Source organism: Burkholderia sp. S-53, from assembly GCF_025560745.1.
Classification (GTDB): domain Bacteria; phylum Pseudomonadota; class Gammaproteobacteria; order Burkholderiales; family Burkholderiaceae; genus Burkholderia; species Burkholderia pyrrocinia.
In genome coordinates this window covers 1,612,849-1,632,179 of record NZ_CP090484.1, presented here as the reverse complement: position 1 = coordinate 1,632,179, position 19,331 = coordinate 1,612,849, and the positions used below count along the sequence as shown (strand labels likewise).

Here is a 19,331-nt window from a genome sequence, read left to right as displayed (position 1 = left end):
CGCGCACGACGTGTAACAAAGTGCGCAAGGCGGCGCGAAGCGCGCCGCTTTGTGTTATTTCAGGTACCCCGCCGAGCCGAACCAGTCGAGCGCATCGCGCAGCCCTTCGCGGTACGGGCGCGCACGGTAGCCGAGTTCGCGCTCGGCCTTCGCGGACGTGAAATACATCTTGTTCTTCGACATCCGCAGCCCGTCCACGGTGACGAACGGCTCCTTCTTCGTGAACTTCGCGACCGCTTCGGCGCCGACCGCGAGCGGGTACAGCGGCCAGCGCGGCAGCGCGATCGTTGGCGCCTTGCGGCCCGTCATCTGCGCGATGTCGGCCAGCATCTGCTGCAGCGGCAGGTTCTCGCCGCCGAGGATGTAGCGCTCGCCGATCCGGCCATGCTCGAGCGCGAGGAAGTGGCCGTGCGCGACGTCGTCGACGTGCACCAGGTTCAGCCCCGTGTCGACGAACGCGGGAATCTTGCCGAGCGCGGCCTCGACGATGATGCGGCCGGTCGGTGTCGGCTTCACATCGCGCGGGCCGATCGGCGTCGACGGATTGACGATCACGGCCGGCAGCCCTTCGTCGGCGATCATCCGCTCGACCGCGCGTTCCGCGAGCACCTTGCTGCGCTTGTAGACGCCGATCGCCTGCTCGGGCGTGAGCGGCCGGTTTTCGTCGGACGGGTCGCCCGCGCTCGTGACCTTCAGCGTCGCGACGCTGCTCGTGTAGACGATCCGCTCGACGCCTTCGGCGCGTGCCGCGCGCATCGTCGCGACCGCGCCTTCGAGGTTCGCGCGCTCGATCTCGTCGGGATCGGGCGCCCACAGCCGGTAGTCCGCCGCCACGTGCAGCAGGTAGCGCACGCCGCGCAGCGCGGCGCGCATCGACGCCTCGTCGCGCATGTCGCCGGTGACGATCTCGGCGTCGAGATCCGCGACGTTCGTGCGCGGGCTGGTCGGGCGCACGAGCACGCGCACCGCAAAGCCTTTCTGCTGCGCGATGCGCGCGACGGCCGAGCCGACGAAACCGGACGCGCCGGTGACGAGAACGAGATCGCGGGAGGTATCAGTCATGCGTTTCCTTCAGGGCCGCGCGCGAGCGGCGCGGCGGTTGAGCACCGGCGAGATTGTACGTGGTCGGCGCGCGCGGCGACGCAAGGCCGGCGCCTCGGCGGGCCGTGCGTCTCCGGCGGCGCGCGGCCGGTCCGCCGGACGCGTGTGCGAAGCGGCCGACGCGACTACAATGCCGGGCTTGAATGCAACGGGAGGGCGACGCGATGAGCCGCAATGAACTGGACGAACGGATCGAGACCTACTACGTGCGGGTGCGCGGCGTCGTGCAGGGCGTCGGCTTCCGTCATGCGACGGTGCGCGAAGCGCATGCGCTGAAGCTGCGCGGCTGGGTCGCGAATCTCGAGGACGGCAGCGTCGAGGCGATGATCCAGGGCCCCGGCGCGCAGATCGACCGGATGCTCGCATGGTTGCGTCACGGGCCGCCGGCCGCGCGCGTGACAGAGGTGACGTTCGAGGAACGCCGGACCGAAAGGCGCTTCGAGCGTTTCCAGCAGCAGTAAGCGGCGCACCACAACCATGACGGGGTATCCGGAAGCCGGGCGCGGCCTCTTGCTGTCGGTGATGGCATCGATGCTGTTCGCGCTGATGTCGGCTTATGCGAAATTGCTCGCGCCGCTCACGGGGCTCGACATCTTCGCGTGGCGCGTATTGTGGACCGCGCCGGGTGCGCTCGCGCTGATCGCGTTGCGCGGCCGCTGGCCCGCGCTCGTCGAGCTCGCGCGGCGCAGCGTGCGCGACTGGCGTTTGCTGATTGCGCTGCCCGTGAGCGCGGCGCTGCTCGGCCTGCAGTTGTGGCTGTTCCTGTGGGCGCCGCTGCACGGCCGCATGCTCGAGGTGTCGCTCGGCTATTTCCTGCTGCCGCTGACGATGGTGCTCGTCGGCCGCTTCTACTATCACGAACGCCTCGACCCGCTGCAGTGGGCGGCGGTCGCGTGCGCCGCGCTCGGCGTCGCGCACGAAGTATGGGCGACGCGCGCGTTCGCGTGGCCGACGCTCGTCGTCGCGCTCGGCTATCCGCCGTATTTCGTGCTGCGTCGGCGGATCAACGCCGATTCGCTCGCCGCGTTCGCGGTCGAGATCGTGCTTCTGTGCCCGATCGCGTTCGCGATGGTCGCGACCAGCGCGACGCGCGTCGGCAGCCATCCGGTGCTGTGGGCCGCGCTGCTGCCGGGGCTCGGCGTGCTCAGCACGCTCGCGCTCGCGAGCTACCTGAAGGCGAGCCGGATGCTGCCGATGGCGCTGTTCGGGATTCTCGGCTACGTCGAGCCCGTGCTGCTCGTCGCGGTGTCGCTGCTGCTGCTCGGCGAGACGCTGAGCGTCGCGAAGCTCGCGACGTACGGGCCGATCTGGGTCGCCGTCGCGCTGACCGCGTGGCACAGCGCGATGCTGATGCGGCGATTGCCCGCACGCAGATAAGCTTCGATCCCGACTGCGGTGCGGCGGCGCGCACGGAACGCGCCGCACATCGCGCATCGCATTTCTCTCGGCGATCGAACAGCGGTCGAACGCATCGATGCTGACCGCAAACTGGCGACGCGCTGGCGTGAATCTGGCGACACTGCCGGCTTCATCTCGCCGGTCCCGCGCTTGTAATCGAACAGAAGATTCGGTTGCACTTTGTTACTTAGGGTCTCCCCCGATCGGCCACTAGACTGGCCTGACCGACTTCCCTTCGTATGCAGCTTTCCAATGAACGGTCATCCCCGTGCCTGGCCGGCCGGGTTGGCGCGATGCGGGCATACGCGTATCGCCGCTGATCGCGCTCGCCTGCTCCTTCCCGATCCATTCCCCGGCGCCGGTCGCGCCGCCGTTGCACAGGTGTGCTCATGTCGTTGAGCATGCCGTCTTCCGCCACGATTCAGCCGTCGCGCAGCGGCCGCCTGATCGAAGTCGATTTCTTCCGCGGGCTCGTGCTGTTGATGATCGTCGTCGATCACATCGGCGCGAGCGTGCTGTCGCGCGTCACGCTGCACGCGTTCGCGCTGTGCGATGCGGCCGAGGTGTTCGTCTTCCTCGGCGGCTTCGCGACCGCGAGCGCGTACGGCGCGATCGCCGAACGGCAGGGCGCGCGTGCCGCGCAGCGCCGGTTCGTGCGCCGCGCGATGCAGATCTACCGCGCGTTTCTCGCGACGTCGACGCTGATGCTCGTCGTGTCGGCCGTGCTCGATCACTACGGGATCGATGCACCGAACCTCGCGCTCGACGACGTCAGCGTGATGCTCGCGTCGCCGCTCACGGGCCTTGCCGAATTGCTGACGTTCCAGCGCCAGCCGTATCTCGCGTCGGTGCTGCCGATGTACGTGCTGTTCGCGCTCGCGTCGCCCGTGCTCGTGCCGTTCGCGCGCCGCCATCCGTGGCTGCTGGTTGCGCTCAGCGTCGCATCGTGGCTGGCAGCGAGCTGGCTCGGTCCCGAACTGCTGGACACCGACGGCTTCCGCTGGAGCTTCAACCCGTTCGCATGGCAACTGATGTTCGCCGCCGGCGTGCTCGCGCGCTGCCAGCCGTTCTATCGGCGCATCGCGCTCGGGCGGTGGGGCGCCGCGGCGACCGGCGTCGCGTGCGCGGTCGTGCTCGGCTGTGCGAGCTACAAGCTGTTCTCCGGGCTGCCGCTGCCCGAAGGCGTGCTCAAGCGCGATCTCGCGCTGCCGCGCGTCGTGAGCTTCGCGGCCGTCGCATGGCTGATGGCCGATTGCGTGCGCTACGGCTGGATCGCGCGAATCGCGCAGGGCGTGCGGCCCGTCGTTGCGGTCGGCCAGCGCGGGTTGATCTGCTTCGTCGCCGGCGCGGCGATCTCGCTCGTCATCGATTCGCTGCTGCACCCGGTCGCGCACGGCGCCGACCTGCGGCATGTCGGCGTGGGCCTCGTGGCCGACGCATGCGCGCTCGGGCTGATGATGGCCGTGGCCGGTTCGGGAACGTGGATCGCGCGGTGGCGCAGTGCGGCCGCGTGAGCGGCGCGGGAAGAGGCGCATGCGGCACGCAACGTGCCGCGCGGCGTCAGTGAGGTGAGCCGATACGGGAGCGGGGAACGGCGGTTGCTTCGTCGGATTCGGCGTCGTCGCGTTCGTCCGGCGCAGCGTCGTCGTGCTCCGCGAGTACCGCGTCGACTTCGGCCGCGGCCCGGGCGGCGCGTATCGCGGTGCAGCGCTGCGCGTGCCGGATGTCCGACAGCATCCTCAGGATCCGCGTGGTCTTGCTTTTCATCGTATTCCCCTGCCTGTCGCGCGTCCTGGTTGAAGCGCTTCTTGCAACCAGTGTAGGACGCGATCGCGCAACCGGCAGGAGAATGTGGCGTGCATGCCGCACGCCAAGGGATAGTACTTACTGGGTCGCGACGGCGCCCTGCGCCTGCAGCGCTTCTTCGCGGCGCTCTTCCGCGCAGCGCTGATGCTGGCGCGACAGGCGGTTCATCAGCGGCAGCAGCAGCAGTGCGAGCAGCATGCCGATCGCGGCGAGCCAGCCGAGCTTCTCGAACAGCGACAGGTAGAGCGGCAGCGATTCGGTGGCCGGCAGCTCGTGCGACGGCATCTGCGCGAAGTTCGCGACGACGCTGCCGAGATACTGCGACACGCCCGTCGCGACGAAATACGCACCCATCATGAAGCCGCTCATGCGCGCCGGCACGTAGCGGGCGATCATCGCGAGGCCGAGGCCGCTCACCAGCAGTTCGCCGAGCGAGTAGAGGCCGTAGCCCCACACCATGAACCACGACGACACGCGGCCGTCGACCGCGTAGCGGCCGCTGATCGTGAACACCAGGTAGCCCGCGGCGACCGCGCCGAAGCCGAGCGCGTACTTCGCGGCGACCGGGAGGTCACGGCCGCCCTTCGCGACCGAGTTGTAGACCCACACGAGCACCGGGCTCAGCAGCATGATCCAGATCGGGTTCAGCGCCTGGAACTGCGCGGCGCTCCACGTGAACAGCGTCGTGCCGAACAGGATGAAGCGGGGATCGACGTTGCGCAGCGCGAACAGCGTCAGCGACGTCGACATCTGCACGTAGAAGATGAAGAACAGGATCACCTGGCCGATCAGCACGAGCGCCGCGATCAGGCCCGCGCGTTCCGAGCGCTCCGACTTCGCGATCATGTACGCGAAGATCGCGAGGATCGCGAACGCCGCCGTCCACACGCTGGCGACCGCGAGCTGCTTGTGCTGCAGCACGTACAGCGTGATCAGCGCGAGCGCGACGCCGCCTGCCGCGACCGCGCCGAGGCGCTTCCAGCGGATCGGCTGTTCGTCGGGCTGCGAGCCGACGTGCGCGAGCGTGCGGTGCATCAGCATGAAGTTGAGGATCGCGAGCAGCATGCCGCCGCAGCAGACCGCGAACGCGGTGTGCCAGCCCCAGTGATCCTTGATCCACGGCGTCGCGAGCATCGACACCGTCGAGCCGATGTTGACCGCCATGTAGTAGATCGTGAACGCGCTGTCGATGCGCGCATCGTCGCCTTCATAGATGCGGCGCACGAGGTTCGCCGCGTTGGCCTTGAACAGGCCGTTGCCGACGACGATCACGCCGAGCGACGCGTACATGTACGTGAGCTGGTCGTTCGGTACCGCGAGCATCAGGTAGCCGGTGCACAGCACGGCCGCGCCGATGATCATCGTGCGGCGGGCGCCGAGCACCTTGTCGCCGATCCAGCCGCCGATCGACGGGGCCGCATAGACGAGCGCGGTGAACGCACCCCAGGTCAGGTTCGCATGGCTGTCGGTGAAACCGAGCCGGTCGACCATGAAGAGGACCAGGAGCGCGGCCATGCCGTAGTAGCCGAAGCGCTCCCACATTTCGATGAGGAAGACCGTCGTAAACGATCGGGTTTGTGAAACAGGTGAATGCATCATCAATCTCGGTTGAAACGGACGGCACGGATCACGCGTCGTCTTGGGGTCGAACTGGCGCCGATGCACAATGGGCCGGGTAGGTCTTGCGCTGGCGATGGAACAGTCGGGCGGTTAGCCCGGGCCGGGGGCGGACACCGCCCGGTGAGGCGGCGAGTGGCCCCGACCGGCGCGCGAATGGTAACGTTCGCCGGTCCGGTGCGTCAGGTATGCGCCACTCAGGGAAACTCCCGATGTGGCAGCAGCTTTCAGGAACATTCGTCTCGTCATCTATTTGTAAACATGTCGACCGGCTCTCCGAAGATTCCCGGAGAGCCGCTTGCAGCTTGCCTGTGAAGCCGGCGAGTCTGGCAAGATAGCGCGTCGTTTCGCTCGCTTCGTGCCCCGTTTAGTGCACCGGGCTCAACGCCGAAGGCGTGTGTTAACCCGAAGACTAAGCTATATCGATCTAACTTAGTTATTTTCCATCAAACATTTTTTGACGACTACTTTTCGGCCTGCTATGGTTCCCCCCACTGAAAACCCGCGGTCCGCAGACGCTGCCGCCGCACTGGGCAGCAAGATTCGCGCGTTGCGCCAACGACTCAAGCGCACGCTCGACGACACCGCTACCGCCGCGGGGATTTCGAAGCCGTTTCTGTCTCAAGTCGAGCGCGGGCTCGCGTCGCCGTCACTGACGTCGCTGGCCGGTATCGCGCACGCGCTCGGTGTGACGGTGCAGTACTTCGTGGATACGCCGAGCGAGGAACGCTCGGTCTGCCGAGGCGAGCAGTTGCGCTTCTTCGGGTTTGCCGATTCGGCGAACCTGTTCGCGAGGCTGACGAACGTATCCGAAGGGCGACAGCTCGAGGCGATCCTCGTGAGGTTGCCGCCGGGGCAGAAGCGGTCGGAAGTGACGACACATGCGGGAGAGGAGTTCCTGTATGTGATTGAAGGGGAAGTGTCGCTGACGCTGGAAGGCAAGACGTTCGTCCTGCAGGCCGGCGACAGTTCGCACTATCAGTCGACGGTCCCGCACAGTTGGGTCAACACCGCGAAGATCGAGTCGGTGGTGGTCTGGGTCGGTACGCCGAGGCTGTTCTAACGCACAGGTATTCCTTCGTTTCCAAGACGGGATGCCTGTCGAAAGAAACGTAAGGAATACTAAAATGCAATACGAGAATCACGGGCCTCCTCAATCGCTGCACCCGTCAGCGTCTCACGCGTAAGCCGCGGCATTCGCCGCGCGACGCTCACCGAACACACTTTCTCAAGACTGCCACGATGAAATCCTTGCATGCCATGTCGGCCGTGCTGGCCGCGCTCGCCCTGACGACGCCCGTTGCCCACGCCGTTACCGTTCCGTCGAACGTCGCGCTCGCTCCTCAACAGGACCTGACGCGACAGGTGCCCGCCGAGGTCGAGTCGCTCGACCCCGCGCACATCGAATCGTGGACCGGCAATACGATCGGCCTCGACCTGTTCGAAGGGCTTGCCCGCATCGATGCGGCCGGCCAGGTCGTGCCGGGCGTCGCGCTGTCGTGGGAACGCAAGACGCCGCAGACGTGGATCTTCAAGCTTCGCCACGACGCGAAGTGGAGCAACGGCCAGCCGGTGACGGCCGCCGATTTCGTCTATGCGTGGCAGCGCCTCGTCGATCCGAAGACGGGCTCGAAGTACACGATCCTCGTCGAGTTCGTGAAGAACTCGAAGGACATCATCGCCGGCAAGGCCGCGCCGTCGACGCTCGGCGTGCGCGCCGTCGACCCGTACACGCTCGAGGTGACGACCGACGTGCCGGTCGCGTTCTTCCCGGAGCTGACCGCAATGGTGCCGCTCGCGCCGGTGAACAAGGACACGGTGACGAAGCTCGGCGACGCGTGGACGCGCCCGGGGAACATCGTCAGCAACGGCCCGTTCCAGCTGGTCGACTGGCAGCCGAACAACCGCATCGTGATCTCGAAGGACGCGAAGTACTGGAACGCGCCGAAGGTCGTGATCAACAAGGTCACGTACCTGCCGATCGAGAGCGACGAGACCGCGATGCGCATGTACCAGGCCGGCCAGATCGACTACAGCTACTCGATTCCGTCGGGGATCTTCCAGCAGGTCAGCAAGCAGTTCGGCGGCGAACTGCGCCAGGGCCTGCAGCTCGCGACGTACTACTACTACCTGAACAACAGCGATCCGGCGCTGAAGGACAAGCGCGTGCGCCAGGCGCTGTCGATGGTGCTCGATCGCGAGGTGCTGACCTCGAAGCTCACGCAGGCCGGCGAGAAGCCGATGTACGGGCTGATGCCGAACGGCACGAAGGGCGTGCAGCCGTTCACGCCGGACTGGGCGTCGTGGCCGATGGCCAAGCGCGTCGAGACGGCGAAGAACCTGCTGAAGCAGGCCGGCTACTCGGATGCGAAGCCGCTGTCGTTCACGCTGACCTACAACACCAACGACCTGCACAAGAAGGTCGCGCTGTTCGCCGCGTCGGAATGGCGCACCAAGCTCGGCGTCAACACCAAGCTCGAGAACGTCGAGTTCAAGGTGCTGATGAAGGAGCGGCATGACGGCAAGGTGCAGATCGCGCGCGACGGCTGGTTCGCCGACTACAACGACGCAATGACGTTCTTCGACCTGCTGCGCTGCGGCAGCGCGCAGAACACCGTCGGCTACTGCAACAAGCAGGCCGACGCGCTCGTCGACGAAGGCAACCAGAAGCTCGACGACAAGGCGCGTGCCGCGCTGCTCACGCAGGCACACGACCTCGCGCTGAACGACACGCCGATGGTCCCGCTGTTCCAGTACTCGGCCGACCGTCTCGTGAAGCCCTACGTGGGCGGCTACTCGCTGAAGAACGTGATCGACATGCGTGCTTCGCAGGACATGTACCTGATCAAGCACTGAGCGGAGCGATCATGCTGGCCTACGCACTGAGGCGCACGTTGTGGGCGGTGCCGACGATCCTCGCGGTCGTCACCGTCTGCTACCTGCTGCTGCACTTCACACCCGGCGGTCCGTTCGATACGGAGAAGCAGCTTTCCGCGGCGACGCTCGCGAACCTGAACGCGAAGTACCACCTCGACCAGCCGCTGTGGAAGCAGTACCTGCTGTATCTCGACGCGCTGCTGCACGGCGACCTCGGTCCGTCGTTTCGCTATGTCGACTGGTCCGTGAACGATCTCGTGCGCAAGGCGCTGCCGGTGAGTCTCGGCGTAGGCGGCGTGTCGATCCCGATCTCGATCGGGCTCGGCGTGCTGCTCGGCACCGTCGCGGCCGTGCGCCGCGACAGCTTCATCGACCGCATCGTGATGCTGATCGGCAACGTCGGCAACGTCGTGCCGCCGTTCGTGCTCGGCCCGGTGCTCGTGTGGATCTTCGCGATCCTGCTGAAAACCTCGGCCGGCAACGGCTGGCTGCCGGCGGGCGGCTGGGGCGACGGCGGCTGGGAGTACCGGCTGCTGCCGATCGTGCTGCTGACCTTCATCAACATGTCGCTGCTCGCGCGCGTGATGCGCGGCTCGATGATCGAGACGCTGTCGAGCAACTACATCCGCACCGCGCGCGCGAAGGGCCTGCCGGGCTCGACGATCGTGCTGCGCCACGCGCTGAAGCCCGCGCTGATGCCGGTCGTGTCGCTGTTCGGCACGGTCTGCATCTCGTCGATCACCGCGGCCGTCGTCACCGAATCGGTGTTCGCGCTGCCGGGGCTCGGCCAGCTCGTCGTGAACGGCGCGATCAACCGCGACTACACGCTCGTGCTCGGTCTCGTCGTGCTGACCACCGTCTGCGCCGTGCTGTTCAACCTGCTGGTCGACCTCGCGTACGCGTGGCTCGACCCGCGCATCCGTTATTGAGCGAGGCACCGCGATGACTCCGACTACACCCGTCGTCGGCCTGCCCGTGCAGACCGACTCGCCGCCGCGTTCGCGCTCGCCGCTCGCGCTTGCGATGGCGCGTTTCCTTCACAACCGCGCGGCCGTGTTCAGCCTCGTGCTGCTCGCGCTGATCACGCTCGCGTGTTTCGTCGGCCCGTGGTTGCTTGCGGCCGACCCCGCCGCAAGCGACTGGGGCTCGATCAGTCTCCCGCCGACCTGGACGAACCAGCACTGGTTCGGCACCGACGAGCTCGGCCGCGACCTGCTCGTGCGCACGCTGATCGGCGGCCGCGTGTCGATCGAGGTCGGTGTGCTCGGCACGCTCGTGTCGGGCCTGTTCGGCGTCGCGTGGGGCGCGACCGCGGGCTTCGCGGGTGGCCGCGTCGACTCCGTGATGATGCGCATCGTCGACATGATGTACGCGATCCCGTACCTGCTGATCGCGATCCTGATGATGACCCTGTTCGGCCGCTCGTTCATGCTGGTCGTGCTGACCATCAGCGCGTTCTCGTGGATCGACATGGCGCGTGTCGTGCGCGGCCAGACGCTGTCGCTGCGCAGCCGCGAGTTCGTCGACGCGGCCCGCGCGATCGGCGTGACGCCGACGTCGATCGTGCTGCGCCACGTCGTGCCGAACCTGCTCGGCGTGGTCGTCGTGTACGCGACGGTCTCGGTGCCGGGCATCGTGCTGACCGAATCGGTGCTGTCGTTCCTCGGCCTCGGCGTGCAGGAGCCGATGACGAGCTGGGGCGTGCTGATCCAGGACGGCGCGCAGAAACTGGAATCGATGCCGTGGCTGCTGCTGGCCCCGGCCGTCATGCTGTGCGTGACGCTCTACTGCGTGAACTTCGTCGGCGATGGCCTGCGTGACGCGCTCGACCCGAAGGATCGCTGAGATGGCCGCACTACTAGAAGTCGACAACCTCGGCGTGCGCTTCACGCGCAAGGATGCGCCGCCGATCGACGCCGTGAGCGGCGTGTCGTTCTCGCTCGAAGCCGGCAAGACGCTCGGCATCGTCGGCGAATCGGGCTCGGGCAAGAGCCAGACCGTGATGGCGCTGCTCGGCCTGCTGGCCGGCAACGGCACGACGACCGGCGCCGCGCGCTATCGCGGCGACAACCTGCTCGACATGGATACGCGCGCGCTGAACAAGGTGCGCGGCGACCGGATCGCGATGATCTTCCAGGATCCGATGACGTCGCTCAATCCGTTCCTGACGATCGAGCGGCAGATGACGGAGACGCTGCAGCTGCATCGCAAGCTGTCGCGCCGGGAAGCGACCAAGCGCGCGATCGAGGCGCTCGAATCGGTGCGCATTCCCGACGCGGCGCGGCGCATCCGCATGTATCCGCACGAGTTCTCGGGCGGCATGCGCCAGCGCGTGATGATCGCGATGGCGCTGCTGTCCGAGCCGGAAATCCTGATCGCCGACGAGCCGACCACCGCGCTCGACGTGACCGTGCAGGCACAGATCATCGACCTGCTGCGCGAGCTGAACCGCGAGCGCGGCACCGCGATCGTGCTGATCACGCACGACATGGGCGTGGTCGCGGGCCTCGCGGACGACGTGATGGTCATGTATGCGGGCCGCACCGTCGAATACGCGCCGGCCGATTCGATCTTCGCGGCGCCGTCGCATCCGTACACGATCGGCCTGCTCAACGCGCTGCCGCGCCTGACCGACGCGCACGATGCGCCGCTCGTCGCGATTCCCGGCAATCCGCCGATGCCCGGCACCGCGCCGGCCGGCTGCGCGTTCGCGAAGCGCTGCACGTATGCGGAAGAACGCTGCGGCGCCGCGCGCCCGGCGCTCGAAACCTATGGCGCCGTGGGCGCGGTGCGCGCATGCCACCGCCCCGTCGCCGATCTGGCGGGAGGTCTGCGATGAGCGTCAATGAACGCCGCAATGCCGGCGCGACGGACGACACGCTGCTGTCCGTCGAGGATCTGAAGGTGCATTTCCGCGTGCCGCTCGGCGGCTATCCGTGGTCGCCGAAAGGCACGCTGCGCGCGGTCGACGGTGTGTCGTTCGACGTGAAGCGCGGCGAGACGGTCGGGCTCGTCGGCGAATCGGGCTGCGGGAAGTCGACGCTCGCGCGTGCGCTGATCGGCCTCGTGCCGATGACGGCCGGCACCGTGAAATGGCGCGGCGAAGCCGTCACGCCCGATCACTTGCGCGGCAACGCGATGCGGCGCGAAGTGCAGATGATCTTCCAGGATCCGCTCGCGTCGCTCGATCCGCGCATGACGATCGAGCAGGTCGTCGCCGAGCCGCTCGTCACGCACCAGGCCGGCCTCGGCCGCACCGAAGTGCGCCGTCGCGTGGTGTCGATGCTCGAACGCGTCGGCCTGAACGCACATCACCTGCTGCGTTATCCCCACGAATTCTCGGGCGGACAGTGCCAGCGCGTCGGCATTGCCCGCGCGCTGATCGGCGAGCCGAAGCTCGTGATCTGCGACGAACCCGTGTCGGCGCTCGACGTGTCGATCCAGGCGCAGATCGTGAACCTGCTGCGCGACCTTCAACGAGAACTATCGTTGTCCTATCTGTTCGTCGCGCACGATCTGGCGGTGGTCAAGGCCATCAGCCAGCGCGTGCTCGTGATGTATCTCGGCCGCGTGATGGAGTTCGGCACGCGGCATGACGTGTACGGCGTGCCGCAGCACCCGTACACGAAGGCGCTGCTCGATGCGGCGCCGACGCCGGAGCCGGCGCGCGAGCGTGCTCGCCGTCCGATGCTGCTGGCGGGCGAGATGCCCTCGCCGCTCAACCCGCCGTCCGGCTGCGCGTTCCGCACGCGCTGCCCGGTCGCGATCGACGCGTGCGCGCAGGACGTGCCGCTGCCGGAAGTGCGGCAGGGGTCGGCGGCGCGTGTCGCGTGCATTCGTGCGGGCGCGGCGTGATCTGAAGTAACTCGGCAAACAAAACCAAGGCTGGTCAACAGGGGCAAGGGGCGGCGCGAACGATCTTCGCGTCGCGGGGTACAGGCGCGTCCTTAACCGGGCGCGCCGGGGGGCCGGGAGCGGATCGCAACCGGCGTGGACGATATCAACACAAGACGAGAATGACGATGAAGAAACAGAAGACGATCGGGACGGCATCGAAGATGCTGCTTGCATGGGGACTGCCGGCACTCGCCGGTGTCTCGCTGACGGGCGTGGCGCACGCTGACGACGCGGCCCCCGCGCCGCTGACGGTCGCGCAGGCCGCACCGGCCACCGGCGCACCGACACAGAACGCCATTATCAATGCCGAGGCGACCCAGGCCGTCACGCCGCCCGACGAGCCGTCGGCGCAGTCGAAGTCGAAGGGCTTCATTGCCGACAGCCATCTCGACTTCCTGTTCCGCAACTATGCGGACGTGCTCGACAGCAAGGGCGGCCCGCATCGCCACGCGTGGGTCCAGGGCGCGATGGCGAACTTCGAGTCGGGCTATACGACGGGCCTGATCGGTATCGGCTTCGACGCGTCGCTGTATGCGGCACTGAAGCTCGACGGCGGCAAGGGCGCCGGCAGCATGGTGCACATCGCGAAGGGCGGCGGCGGCAGCAACCAGCTCGCATGGGCCTACCCGGGCATCTACGACATCAAGGCGCGCATCTCGAACACGGTGGTCAAGTACGGCCTGCAGGCCGTCGACAACCCGTTCATGGAGCAGCACGACAACCGTGCGCTGCCGCCGACGTTCCTCGGCGCGACGATCGTCAGCAATGAATTCAAGAACGTGATGCTCGAGGCCGGCAGCTTCACGAAGACCAACGCGCGCGGTCACACGACGCTCACCAACCTGACGACGCAATACGGCGGCACGCGCATCGATCGCCTGACGTATGTCGGCGGCACGTGGGACTACTCGCCGAACGGCGAAGTCGCGCTGTACGCGAACCAGGCCGACGACGTGTGGCACCAGTACTACGCGTCGGTGAAGCACAGCATCGGCAGCCCGCAGACGATCAAGTGGACCGGCTTCGGCAACGTCTACTCGACGCACGACACGGGCGACGCGCGGCAGGGCAAGATCGACAACAACGCCTACAGCCTGTCGGTGGCCGCGCAGCACGGCCCGCACGAGCTGCTGCTCGGCTTCCAGCAGGTGCTCGGCGACCAGTTCTTCGACTACCTGAACGAAACGAACGGCATCTTCCTGACCAACTCGATGGACGTCGACTACAACGCGCCGCACGAAAAGTCGCTGCAACTGCGTTACACGTTCTACGGCAAGGAAGCGGGCCTGCCGGGCTTCAAGGCAATGGTCTGGGGCGTGACGGGCTGGGGTGCGGACGGCAGCGCGGGCGCGGCGAACGACCCGAGCAAGTCGAGCATCTACTGGAGCAACGGCGCGCCGGTGCAGGGCCGTCACCACGAGTTCGGCTTCATCCCGTCGTACACGTTCCAGAGCGGCAAGCTGAAGGACACGAAGGTCACGTTCATCGCGATGTGGCACAACGGTTCGGCACACTCGTCGGACGCGACGAACCGCGAGTACCGTCTGGTCGTGAACCTGCCGCTGCACGCGTTCTGATCGAAGGGGGCACGGCCCCCGCATCGCGCGGCCGGCCTGCGAGCAGTGCGATCAGGCCGGCTTGTGCAACCCCGCGACCGGATCGTTCGCGGCGGGCATCTCTTCCGCGAGCGACGTGAGCTGGCGGCCCGTATCGCGCCATGCGTCGAGGCCGCCGCGCAGCGCGAGCGCATCGGTGAAGCCTGCGTCGAGCAGGCGCTTCGCCATCAGCGCGGCCGTCACTTCGTTCGGGCACGAGCAGTACACGACGAACTTCTGCGTGAGCGGATAGCGCGCGACGATGTCGCCGATCTGCCGATCGTCGGCGAACTGCGCACCGGGAATCGTGAACGGGTCGAGCTTGCGGTGTTCGGGCGAGCGCACGTCGAGCACCACCGGCGCGGTGGCGTCGCGCAGCAGCCGGTCGAGTTCGTCGACGCCGATCCGCGCGTTCGCGAGCTGGCGGATCAGCGCGCGGCGGCGCATCCAGCGCACGGCCGCATAGATCGCCAGCAGCGCGACGATGACCAGCAGCACCGCGCGGCCGAGGTGGCTCGCGCCGGCGAACAGCCAGTCGATCTGCCGGTAGAACACGATCCCGGCCACCAGCCCGACGATCGTCCACAGCGCGGCGCCGAGCGCGTCGTAACCGGCGAACGTGCGATAGCGCGTGCCGAGCGCGCCGGCCATCGGCACCGACACGAGCGACAGCCCGGGGATGAAGCGTGCGACGGCGAGCACGCGCACGCCGTAGCGGCCGAAGAAGCGCTCGGTCTTTCTCACGCAGGTATCGCGCGACAGCGACAGCCGGCAGATCGTCTTCAGCGTCGTGCCGCCGTAACGCCGCCCGGCGACGTACCAGACGGTGTCGCCGATCAGCGCACCGAACACCGACAGCGCCACCACCGTCACCAGTTGCGAGCCGATCATCTCCGGATGCATCGCGGACATCGCGCCGAACAGCACGAGCGTCGGCATCGCGGGCACCGGCAGGCCGATGGCCGCCGCGAGCACGTTGGCGAAGACGAGAAGCGGCCCGTATTGGGCGACGAGGTCACGGAGCATGACGGCTGGCCGAAAAGGAAGTGCGTGGGCAGGAAACGCAGATGGGCCGATTATCGGCCATTTTCAAGACAGCGGCGGGAATGACGGAAAGCGCCTGACGGCGGCAGGGAGATCGCGGTGAGCCGGCGCGCTGCGCGCGGCTCACCGTTCGAAATCAGGAGGACGTGCGGGCGAGCGACGCGGCGCCGTGGTTTTCGCCGGGCAGCTCGGCGCCGTGCGAGCGGATCGCCGCGATCAGTTCGGCCGGCGTGATCTCGTAGCGGACCTCGCGGTGGATGCCGGGCTTGCGTTCGTCGATCTCGATCAGCAGCACGCTCTTGCCGTCGCCGGTGGCTTCGAGCCGGAGCGACCGCAGTTCGCGGCCGTCGGCCGGGTCGTGTTCGGTGAGCAGGGTCATTGCCCCGGATGAGCCGGTAGTGCGCATCGAACCTATCCTCGTGTCGTGGATGCCGTAGCGGCAAAGATATCTTTGTTGAATACAGCTTGTGGGAGTTTAACGCGAACGGGCCACAACACGGAGCATTTTCGTGGGGTGAATTGAGGGCTGAACCATCGATCCCTCCGATGTTTGAGTCGCGTTTGACCCGCGCCGGGCGGGCGTTTCAGCCGGATCGGGCGCGGCGGCGGTGGGCGCCTGGGCGGCGTTCGCGGTCGTGCCGGCGCGGGCGGCGACACGCGGTGCAACGCGCGTCGCCGCCGCGGCGTCAGAAGCGGTCGGCCAGCCCCATCGCCGGGTCGCTGACCGAGTGGCGGCCCGTTTCGACACGGCCGGCCACGCGGCGCGAGAAGCTCGCGTCGCTGTCCGCGGTGACGATGAAGTCGTACCAGTGGCCGGTCGAGTCGAGCTTCCAGTGCAGCTCGGACTGGTCGCCGGCCCGCACCGTGGCGGTCCACGTGGTGCCCGTGCCGTTGCCATTGCCGTAATAGTGACCCTGGCTGTTGCCGTCCTCGTTGCCGTGGCCTTGACCGCGATCGTCGTTCGCGCCGCGGCCGGACTGCGGGCCGTAGACCTGATTCGACTTCACCGTGAAACGCACCGTGCCGCCGCGGTCGTTGCGCAGTCGCAGGTGGAGGTTGCCGCTCGCGCCCGCATAGCCGACGCGAACTTCCGGATGAGGTGCGCGCGCACCGGCCAGGCGGCTCAGGTCGCCGGTGAAGAGGCGGTGATAGCCGTTCGGGCCGAGCACCCGCAGGTCATATTTACCGCCGTTGTCGGCGCGCGCGGCCCAGTCGCCGTGCAGCGTCTTGCCCGGTTCGACGACATGGCGCTGCGGCAGGCGGTCGAGATGCAGCTTGTCATAGACGTGAAACACGGCGGCGGCGCGGCCCGTGTTCGCGAACGTCAGCGTGACCGTGCCGGTGCCGGCATCGGTGCGCACGCTCGCATGCAGCTCGTACGGCAACGCGCGCGACGGGCGCACGCCGGTGGCCTGCGTGGGCAGCGCCGGCGCGGCCGGCGGCGTGATTGCGTGTCGTTGCGGATGCAACGGCATCGCGCGACCACGCGACGCCCATGTTTCAAATGCGTGAAATCGGATAAGCTCGAAACGTTGCTGCGCATGTGCGCAGTCCGCGCCGCAGGCGCGACTTTTCGGACCGGCCCACCCATGACCGACATCAAGATCCGGCACAGCGAGACGCACGACGTCGACGCGATCCGGCAGATCGCCGCCCATCCCGCGGTGTACATGAATACGTTGCAGCATCCGTTTCCGTCGCTCGAGAAATGGCAGAAGCGGCTCGAAAACGCGCGCGAGCGCGGCGTGAGCCTCGTCGCCGAAATCGACGGCGCGGTGGTCGGCCATCTCGGCCTGGACGTCGGGCCGAATCCGCGCCGGCGCCATGCGGCAGGGATCGGCATGATGGTCGATGCGGCCCGCCATGGGCATGGCATCGGCCGCCGGCTGCTCGCGGCCGCGATCGATCTCGCGGAAAACTGGCTGAACATCACGCGTCTCGAGTTGACCGTGTTCACCGACAACCGCGCGGCAATCGCGCTCTACGAGAAGCACGGTTTCCGGATCGAAGGCGAATCGCCGGGCTATGCATTGCGCGACGGCGTGCACGAGGCCGTGTATCACATGGCGCGGATCAAGGGCCGGGAGTGAACAGGCGGCCGGCGCGGCCGCGGTGCCGCGCGTCATATTCATTCGAGAATTCGTTCGTTTCCCGCAGGCTGCGCCGGTCGTATCGTTGATCGATTTGCCGGTCGCTTCGGCCGGCGTCCGCGTCTTTTGCTTCGATGCGCGCGCGCCATGCGCCGCCGCATTCCGGCGTGCGCGTTGCCACACGTCGGTGCGCTTCATCGCTTCATGAACATCGCTTCATGACCGTCGTTTCGCGTGACACACCTTCCCGCAACCGTCTCTTTCAACGGAACCCGCTTCGATGAAAACCGCTCTCCGGAATCTGACTGCCGCCTGCCTGTTCGCCGCCGCGGGTGCGGCGTTTGCCGCTGCCGCGCCTTCGGGCGCCACCGTATCGAGCGCGTCGCCCGAAGGCGCGCATCTGCCGCCCGGCATCGCGTGGCAGCACGGCGATGTCGATGCCGCCTTCGCGCTGGCGAAGCGCACCGGCAAGCCGCTGCTGCTCTACTGGGGCGCGGTGTGGTGCCCGTCGTGCAACCAGGTGAAGTCGACGATCTTCAGCCAGCAGGCATTCAAGACCCGCTCGTCGTTCTTCGTGCCCGTGTATCTCGACGGCGATACCGAAAGCGCACAGAAGCTCGGCGAGCGTTTCAAGGTGCACGGCTATCCGACGATGATCCTGTTCCGCCCCGACGGCACCGAAGTGACGCGGTTGCCGGGCGAGGCCGATCTCGACCGCTACATGCAGGCGCTGTCGCTCGGGATGACGGCCGCGCATCCGGTGCGGCAGACGCTCGCGACGGCGCTGAAGAACGGGGCGTCGCTGACGCCGGACGAATGGCGCCTGCTGGCCGATTATTCGTGGGATACCGACGGCGCGTTGCCGGTGCCGGCCGATCGTGTCGCCGAGACGCTGCAGTCGCTCGCGCAACGCGCGCGGGCAGCCGGCGCGAAGGCCGAATCGGCGCGCTTCGCGCTGAAGTCGGCGGTGGTCGCCGCGTCGGACGATCCGGCGCAGGCCGGCGCGCTCGACAAGGCGGCGCTCGCCGATTCGCTGCGCACGGTGCTGCACGATCCCGCGCTGTCGCGGGCCGATTCGGACGTGCTGGTCGCGGCGCCCGCACGCGTGGTCGCGTATCTCGGCGGCGACGACACGCAGCGCGCGAAATTGCGCGGCGCGTACGACACGGCACTCGCGCGCCTGTCGACCGACACCACGCTGTCGTCGATCGACCGGCTGATGGCGCTGCACGGCCGCGTGCTGCTCGCGCGCGGCGACGCGCGCAAGGGCGCGCCGCTCGCTGCGCCGGCGCTGGCCGACGCCGCGCGCAAGCAGATTGCCGCATCGGTGCAGGGCGCCGCGAATGCGTATGAACGGCAGGCGCTCGTCAGCGAAGGCGCGGACACGCTGACCGACGCGGGGCTGTACGACGAATCCGATGCATTGCTGAAGGCCGAGCTGCCGCGTTCGTCGACGCCGTACTACTTCATGTCAGGGCTGGCCGCAAATGCGAAGGCGCGTGGCGACAAGGCCGCGGCGCTCGACTGGTATCGCAAGGCATACGACTCGGCGAGCGGGCCGGCGACGAAGCTGCGCTGGGGCGCGACCTATTTTGCGAATACGGTCGAACTGGCGCCGGACGATTCGGTGCGCATCGAAGGGATTGCCGCAAGCGTGCTCGCGCAGGCCGGCAAGACCCGGGACGCGTTCTACGGCGCGAACCTGCGCGCGTTGACGAAGGTCGTCACGCAATTGAACCGCTGGCGCAGCGGCGGCGCGCACGATGCGTCGGTCCGGTCGGTCGTGAAGCAGTTCGACGGCGTATGCGGGAAGCTGCCCGCGGGCGATCCGCAGGCAGCGGCGTGCGCGAAGCTGATCCAGCCCGTGAAGGCGTAACGACGCACGCACGCATCGTCGAGCGGGCCG

At 67.6% G+C, this 19,331-nt stretch carries 18 protein-coding genes and 1 pseudogene; 12 read left to right on the top strand and 7 right to left on the bottom strand.

Translation table 11 applies throughout. The features are described from left to right. Positions 1-54: 54 nt before the first annotated feature. On the bottom strand, positions 55-1,062 hold the full coding sequence (gene hpnA / locus LXM88_RS29430; RefSeq protein WP_047902200.1) for a hopanoid-associated sugar epimerase: 1,008 nt from the start codon (positions 1,060-1,062) through the stop codon (positions 55-57). Positions 1,063-1,265: 203 nt separating this feature from the next. Here hpnA and LXM88_RS29425 point away from each other — a divergent pair, with 203 nt between their 5' ends. From LXM88_RS29425 to LXM88_RS29415, 3 genes are all read left to right on the top strand, one after another. Further along, complete coding sequence (locus LXM88_RS29425; protein WP_034187849.1) at positions 1,266-1,562, top strand: acylphosphatase; 297 nt, start codon at positions 1,266-1,268, stop codon at positions 1,560-1,562. Positions 1,563-1,578: 16 nt separating this feature from the next. Next, positions 1,579-2,478 carry an EamA family transporter RarD gene (gene rarD / locus LXM88_RS29420; RefSeq protein WP_262546811.1) on the top strand — a complete coding sequence of 300 codons (900 nt, stop codon included), beginning with the start codon at positions 1,579-1,581 and terminating at the stop codon, positions 2,476-2,478. 410 nt (positions 2,479-2,888) lie between these two features. Beyond that, positions 2,889-4,013 carry an OpgC domain-containing protein gene (locus tag LXM88_RS29415; RefSeq protein ID WP_262546809.1) on the top strand — a complete coding sequence of 375 codons (1,125 nt, stop codon included), beginning with the start codon at positions 2,889-2,891 and terminating at the stop codon, positions 4,011-4,013. Between the two features lie 46 nt (positions 4,014-4,059). Here LXM88_RS29415 and LXM88_RS29410 read toward each other — a convergent pair whose 3' ends face one another. Both LXM88_RS29410 and LXM88_RS29405 read right to left on the bottom strand, forming a co-directional pair. After that, the gene (locus tag LXM88_RS29410) at positions 4,060-4,266 is read right to left on the bottom strand and encodes a hypothetical protein (RefSeq protein ID WP_262546807.1); all 207 of its coding nucleotides are present in this window, start codon (positions 4,264-4,266) and stop codon (positions 4,060-4,062) included. A 117-nt stretch (positions 4,267-4,383) separates the two neighbouring features. Beyond that, positions 4,384-5,904 carry a peptide MFS transporter gene (locus LXM88_RS29405; RefSeq protein WP_047902203.1) on the bottom strand — a complete coding sequence of 507 codons (1,521 nt, stop codon included), beginning with the start codon at positions 5,902-5,904 and terminating at the stop codon, positions 4,384-4,386. A gap of 499 nt (positions 5,905-6,403) precedes the next feature. Here LXM88_RS29405 and LXM88_RS29400 point away from each other — a divergent pair, with 499 nt between their 5' ends. The 7 genes from LXM88_RS29400 to LXM88_RS29370 all read left to right on the top strand — a co-directional run bounded on the left by LXM88_RS29400 (position 6,404) and on the right by LXM88_RS29370 (position 14,273). Beyond that, positions 6,404-6,985 carry a cupin domain-containing protein gene (locus LXM88_RS29400; RefSeq protein WP_262546804.1) on the top strand — a complete coding sequence of 194 codons (582 nt, stop codon included), beginning with the start codon at positions 6,404-6,406 and terminating at the stop codon, positions 6,983-6,985. Between the two features lie 179 nt (positions 6,986-7,164). Further along, positions 7,165-8,778, top strand: a complete 1,614-nt coding sequence (locus tag LXM88_RS29395) for a peptide ABC transporter substrate-binding protein (RefSeq protein WP_175959962.1) — start codon at positions 7,165-7,167, stop codon at positions 8,776-8,778. An 11-nt stretch (positions 8,779-8,789) separates the two neighbouring features. Next, positions 8,790-9,728 (top strand): ABC transporter permease subunit, encoded by a 939-nt coding sequence (locus tag LXM88_RS29390; protein ID WP_262546797.1) that lies wholly within the window; start codon positions 8,790-8,792, stop codon positions 9,726-9,728. A 13-nt stretch (positions 9,729-9,741) separates the two neighbouring features. Further along, positions 9,742-10,644 (top strand): ABC transporter permease, encoded by a 903-nt coding sequence (locus tag LXM88_RS29385; RefSeq protein ID WP_262546796.1) that lies wholly within the window; start codon positions 9,742-9,744, stop codon positions 10,642-10,644. 1 nt (position 10,645) lies between these two features. Continuing rightward, complete coding sequence (locus tag LXM88_RS29380; protein ID WP_262546795.1) at positions 10,646-11,638, top strand: ABC transporter ATP-binding protein; 993 nt, start codon at positions 10,646-10,648, stop codon at positions 11,636-11,638. Next, on the top strand, positions 11,635-12,654 hold the full coding sequence (locus tag LXM88_RS29375) for an ABC transporter ATP-binding protein (protein ID WP_262546792.1): 1,020 nt from the start codon (positions 11,635-11,637) through the stop codon (positions 12,652-12,654). Before LXM88_RS29380 ends, LXM88_RS29375 begins: the two co-directional genes overlap by 4 nt. Before the next feature lie 167 nt (positions 12,655-12,821). Then, entirely contained in the window at positions 12,822-14,273 is a 1,452-nt protein-coding gene (locus LXM88_RS29370; RefSeq protein WP_262546789.1) for an OprD family porin, read from the top strand. Between the two features lie 51 nt (positions 14,274-14,324). Here LXM88_RS29370 and LXM88_RS29365 read toward each other — a convergent pair whose 3' ends face one another. From LXM88_RS29365 to LXM88_RS29355, 3 genes and pseudogenes are all read right to left on the bottom strand, one after another. Beyond that, the gene (locus LXM88_RS29365) at positions 14,325-15,317 is read right to left on the bottom strand and encodes a DedA family protein/thiosulfate sulfurtransferase GlpE (protein WP_262546788.1); all 993 of its coding nucleotides are present in this window, start codon (positions 15,315-15,317) and stop codon (positions 14,325-14,327) included. 154 nt (positions 15,318-15,471) lie between these two features. After that, the gene (locus LXM88_RS29360; RefSeq protein ID WP_011353737.1) at positions 15,472-15,741 is read right to left on the bottom strand and encodes a hypothetical protein; all 270 of its coding nucleotides are present in this window, start codon (positions 15,739-15,741) and stop codon (positions 15,472-15,474) included. A 280-nt stretch (positions 15,742-16,021) separates the two neighbouring features. Continuing rightward, positions 16,022-16,783: pseudogene (locus LXM88_RS29355) on the bottom strand (phospholipase domain-containing protein); the annotation flags it as partial. Between the two features lie 141 nt (positions 16,784-16,924). On the opposite strand from LXM88_RS29355, the gene LXM88_RS29350 reads away from it, so the two are divergent. Further along, positions 16,925-17,425: a GNAT family N-acetyltransferase gene (locus tag LXM88_RS29350; protein WP_262546757.1), complete on the top strand. Its 501-nt coding sequence runs from the start codon at positions 16,925-16,927 to the stop codon at positions 17,423-17,425. Here the strand turns inward: LXM88_RS29350 and LXM88_RS29345 are convergent. Further along, entirely contained in the window at positions 17,409-17,606 is a 198-nt protein-coding gene (locus LXM88_RS29345) for a hypothetical protein (protein ID WP_262546755.1), read from the bottom strand. The two genes, LXM88_RS29350 and LXM88_RS29345, sit on opposite strands and share 17 nt — an antisense overlap. 99 nt (positions 17,607-17,705) lie before the next feature. On the opposite strand from LXM88_RS29345, the gene LXM88_RS29340 reads away from it, so the two are divergent. Next, positions 17,706-19,301 carry a thioredoxin family protein gene (locus tag LXM88_RS29340; protein WP_262546754.1) on the top strand — a complete coding sequence of 532 codons (1,596 nt, stop codon included), beginning with the start codon at positions 17,706-17,708 and terminating at the stop codon, positions 19,299-19,301. Positions 19,302-19,331: the final 30 nt, after the last annotated feature.

Bases quoted from the DNA above. Each gene is read 5' to 3' on its own strand.
- LXM88_RS29350 (WP_262546757.1), top strand. From the start codon at position 16,925: ATGACCGACATCAAGATCCGGCACAGCGAGACGCACGACGTCGACGCG.
- LXM88_RS29365 (WP_262546788.1), bottom strand. From the start codon at position 15,317: ATGCTCCGTGACCTCGTCGCCCAATACGGGCCGCTTCTCGTCTTCGCC.
- LXM88_RS29415 (WP_262546809.1), top strand. From the start codon at position 2,889: ATGTCGTTGAGCATGCCGTCTTCCGCCACGATTCAGCCGTCGCGCAGC.
- hpnA (WP_047902200.1), bottom strand. From the start codon at position 1,062: ATGACTGATACCTCCCGCGATCTCGTTCTCGTCACCGGCGCGTCCGGT.
- LXM88_RS29410 (WP_262546807.1), bottom strand. From the start codon at position 4,266: ATGAAAAGCAAGACCACGCGGATCCTGAGGATGCTGTCGGACATCCGG.
- LXM88_RS29340 (WP_262546754.1), top strand. From the start codon at position 17,706: ATGAAAACCGCTCTCCGGAATCTGACTGCCGCCTGCCTGTTCGCCGCC.
- rarD (WP_262546811.1), top strand. From the start codon at position 1,579: ATGACGGGGTATCCGGAAGCCGGGCGCGGCCTCTTGCTGTCGGTGATG.
- LXM88_RS29375 (WP_262546792.1), top strand. From the start codon at position 11,635: ATGAGCGTCAATGAACGCCGCAATGCCGGCGCGACGGACGACACGCTG.
- LXM88_RS29400 (WP_262546804.1), top strand. From the start codon at position 6,404: ATGGTTCCCCCCACTGAAAACCCGCGGTCCGCAGACGCTGCCGCCGCA.
- LXM88_RS29395 (WP_175959962.1), top strand. From the start codon at position 7,165: ATGAAATCCTTGCATGCCATGTCGGCCGTGCTGGCCGCGCTCGCCCTG.
- LXM88_RS29380 (WP_262546795.1), top strand. From the start codon at position 10,646: ATGGCCGCACTACTAGAAGTCGACAACCTCGGCGTGCGCTTCACGCGC.
- LXM88_RS29425 (WP_034187849.1), top strand. From the start codon at position 1,266: ATGAGCCGCAATGAACTGGACGAACGGATCGAGACCTACTACGTGCGG.
- LXM88_RS29390 (WP_262546797.1), top strand. From the start codon at position 8,790: ATGCTGGCCTACGCACTGAGGCGCACGTTGTGGGCGGTGCCGACGATC.
- LXM88_RS29370 (WP_262546789.1), top strand. From the start codon at position 12,822: ATGAAGAAACAGAAGACGATCGGGACGGCATCGAAGATGCTGCTTGCA.
- LXM88_RS29385 (WP_262546796.1), top strand. From the start codon at position 9,742: ATGACTCCGACTACACCCGTCGTCGGCCTGCCCGTGCAGACCGACTCG.
- LXM88_RS29360 (WP_011353737.1), bottom strand. From the start codon at position 15,741: ATGCGCACTACCGGCTCATCCGGGGCAATGACCCTGCTCACCGAACAC.
- LXM88_RS29405 (WP_047902203.1), bottom strand. From the start codon at position 5,904: ATGATGCATTCACCTGTTTCACAAACCCGATCGTTTACGACGGTCTTC.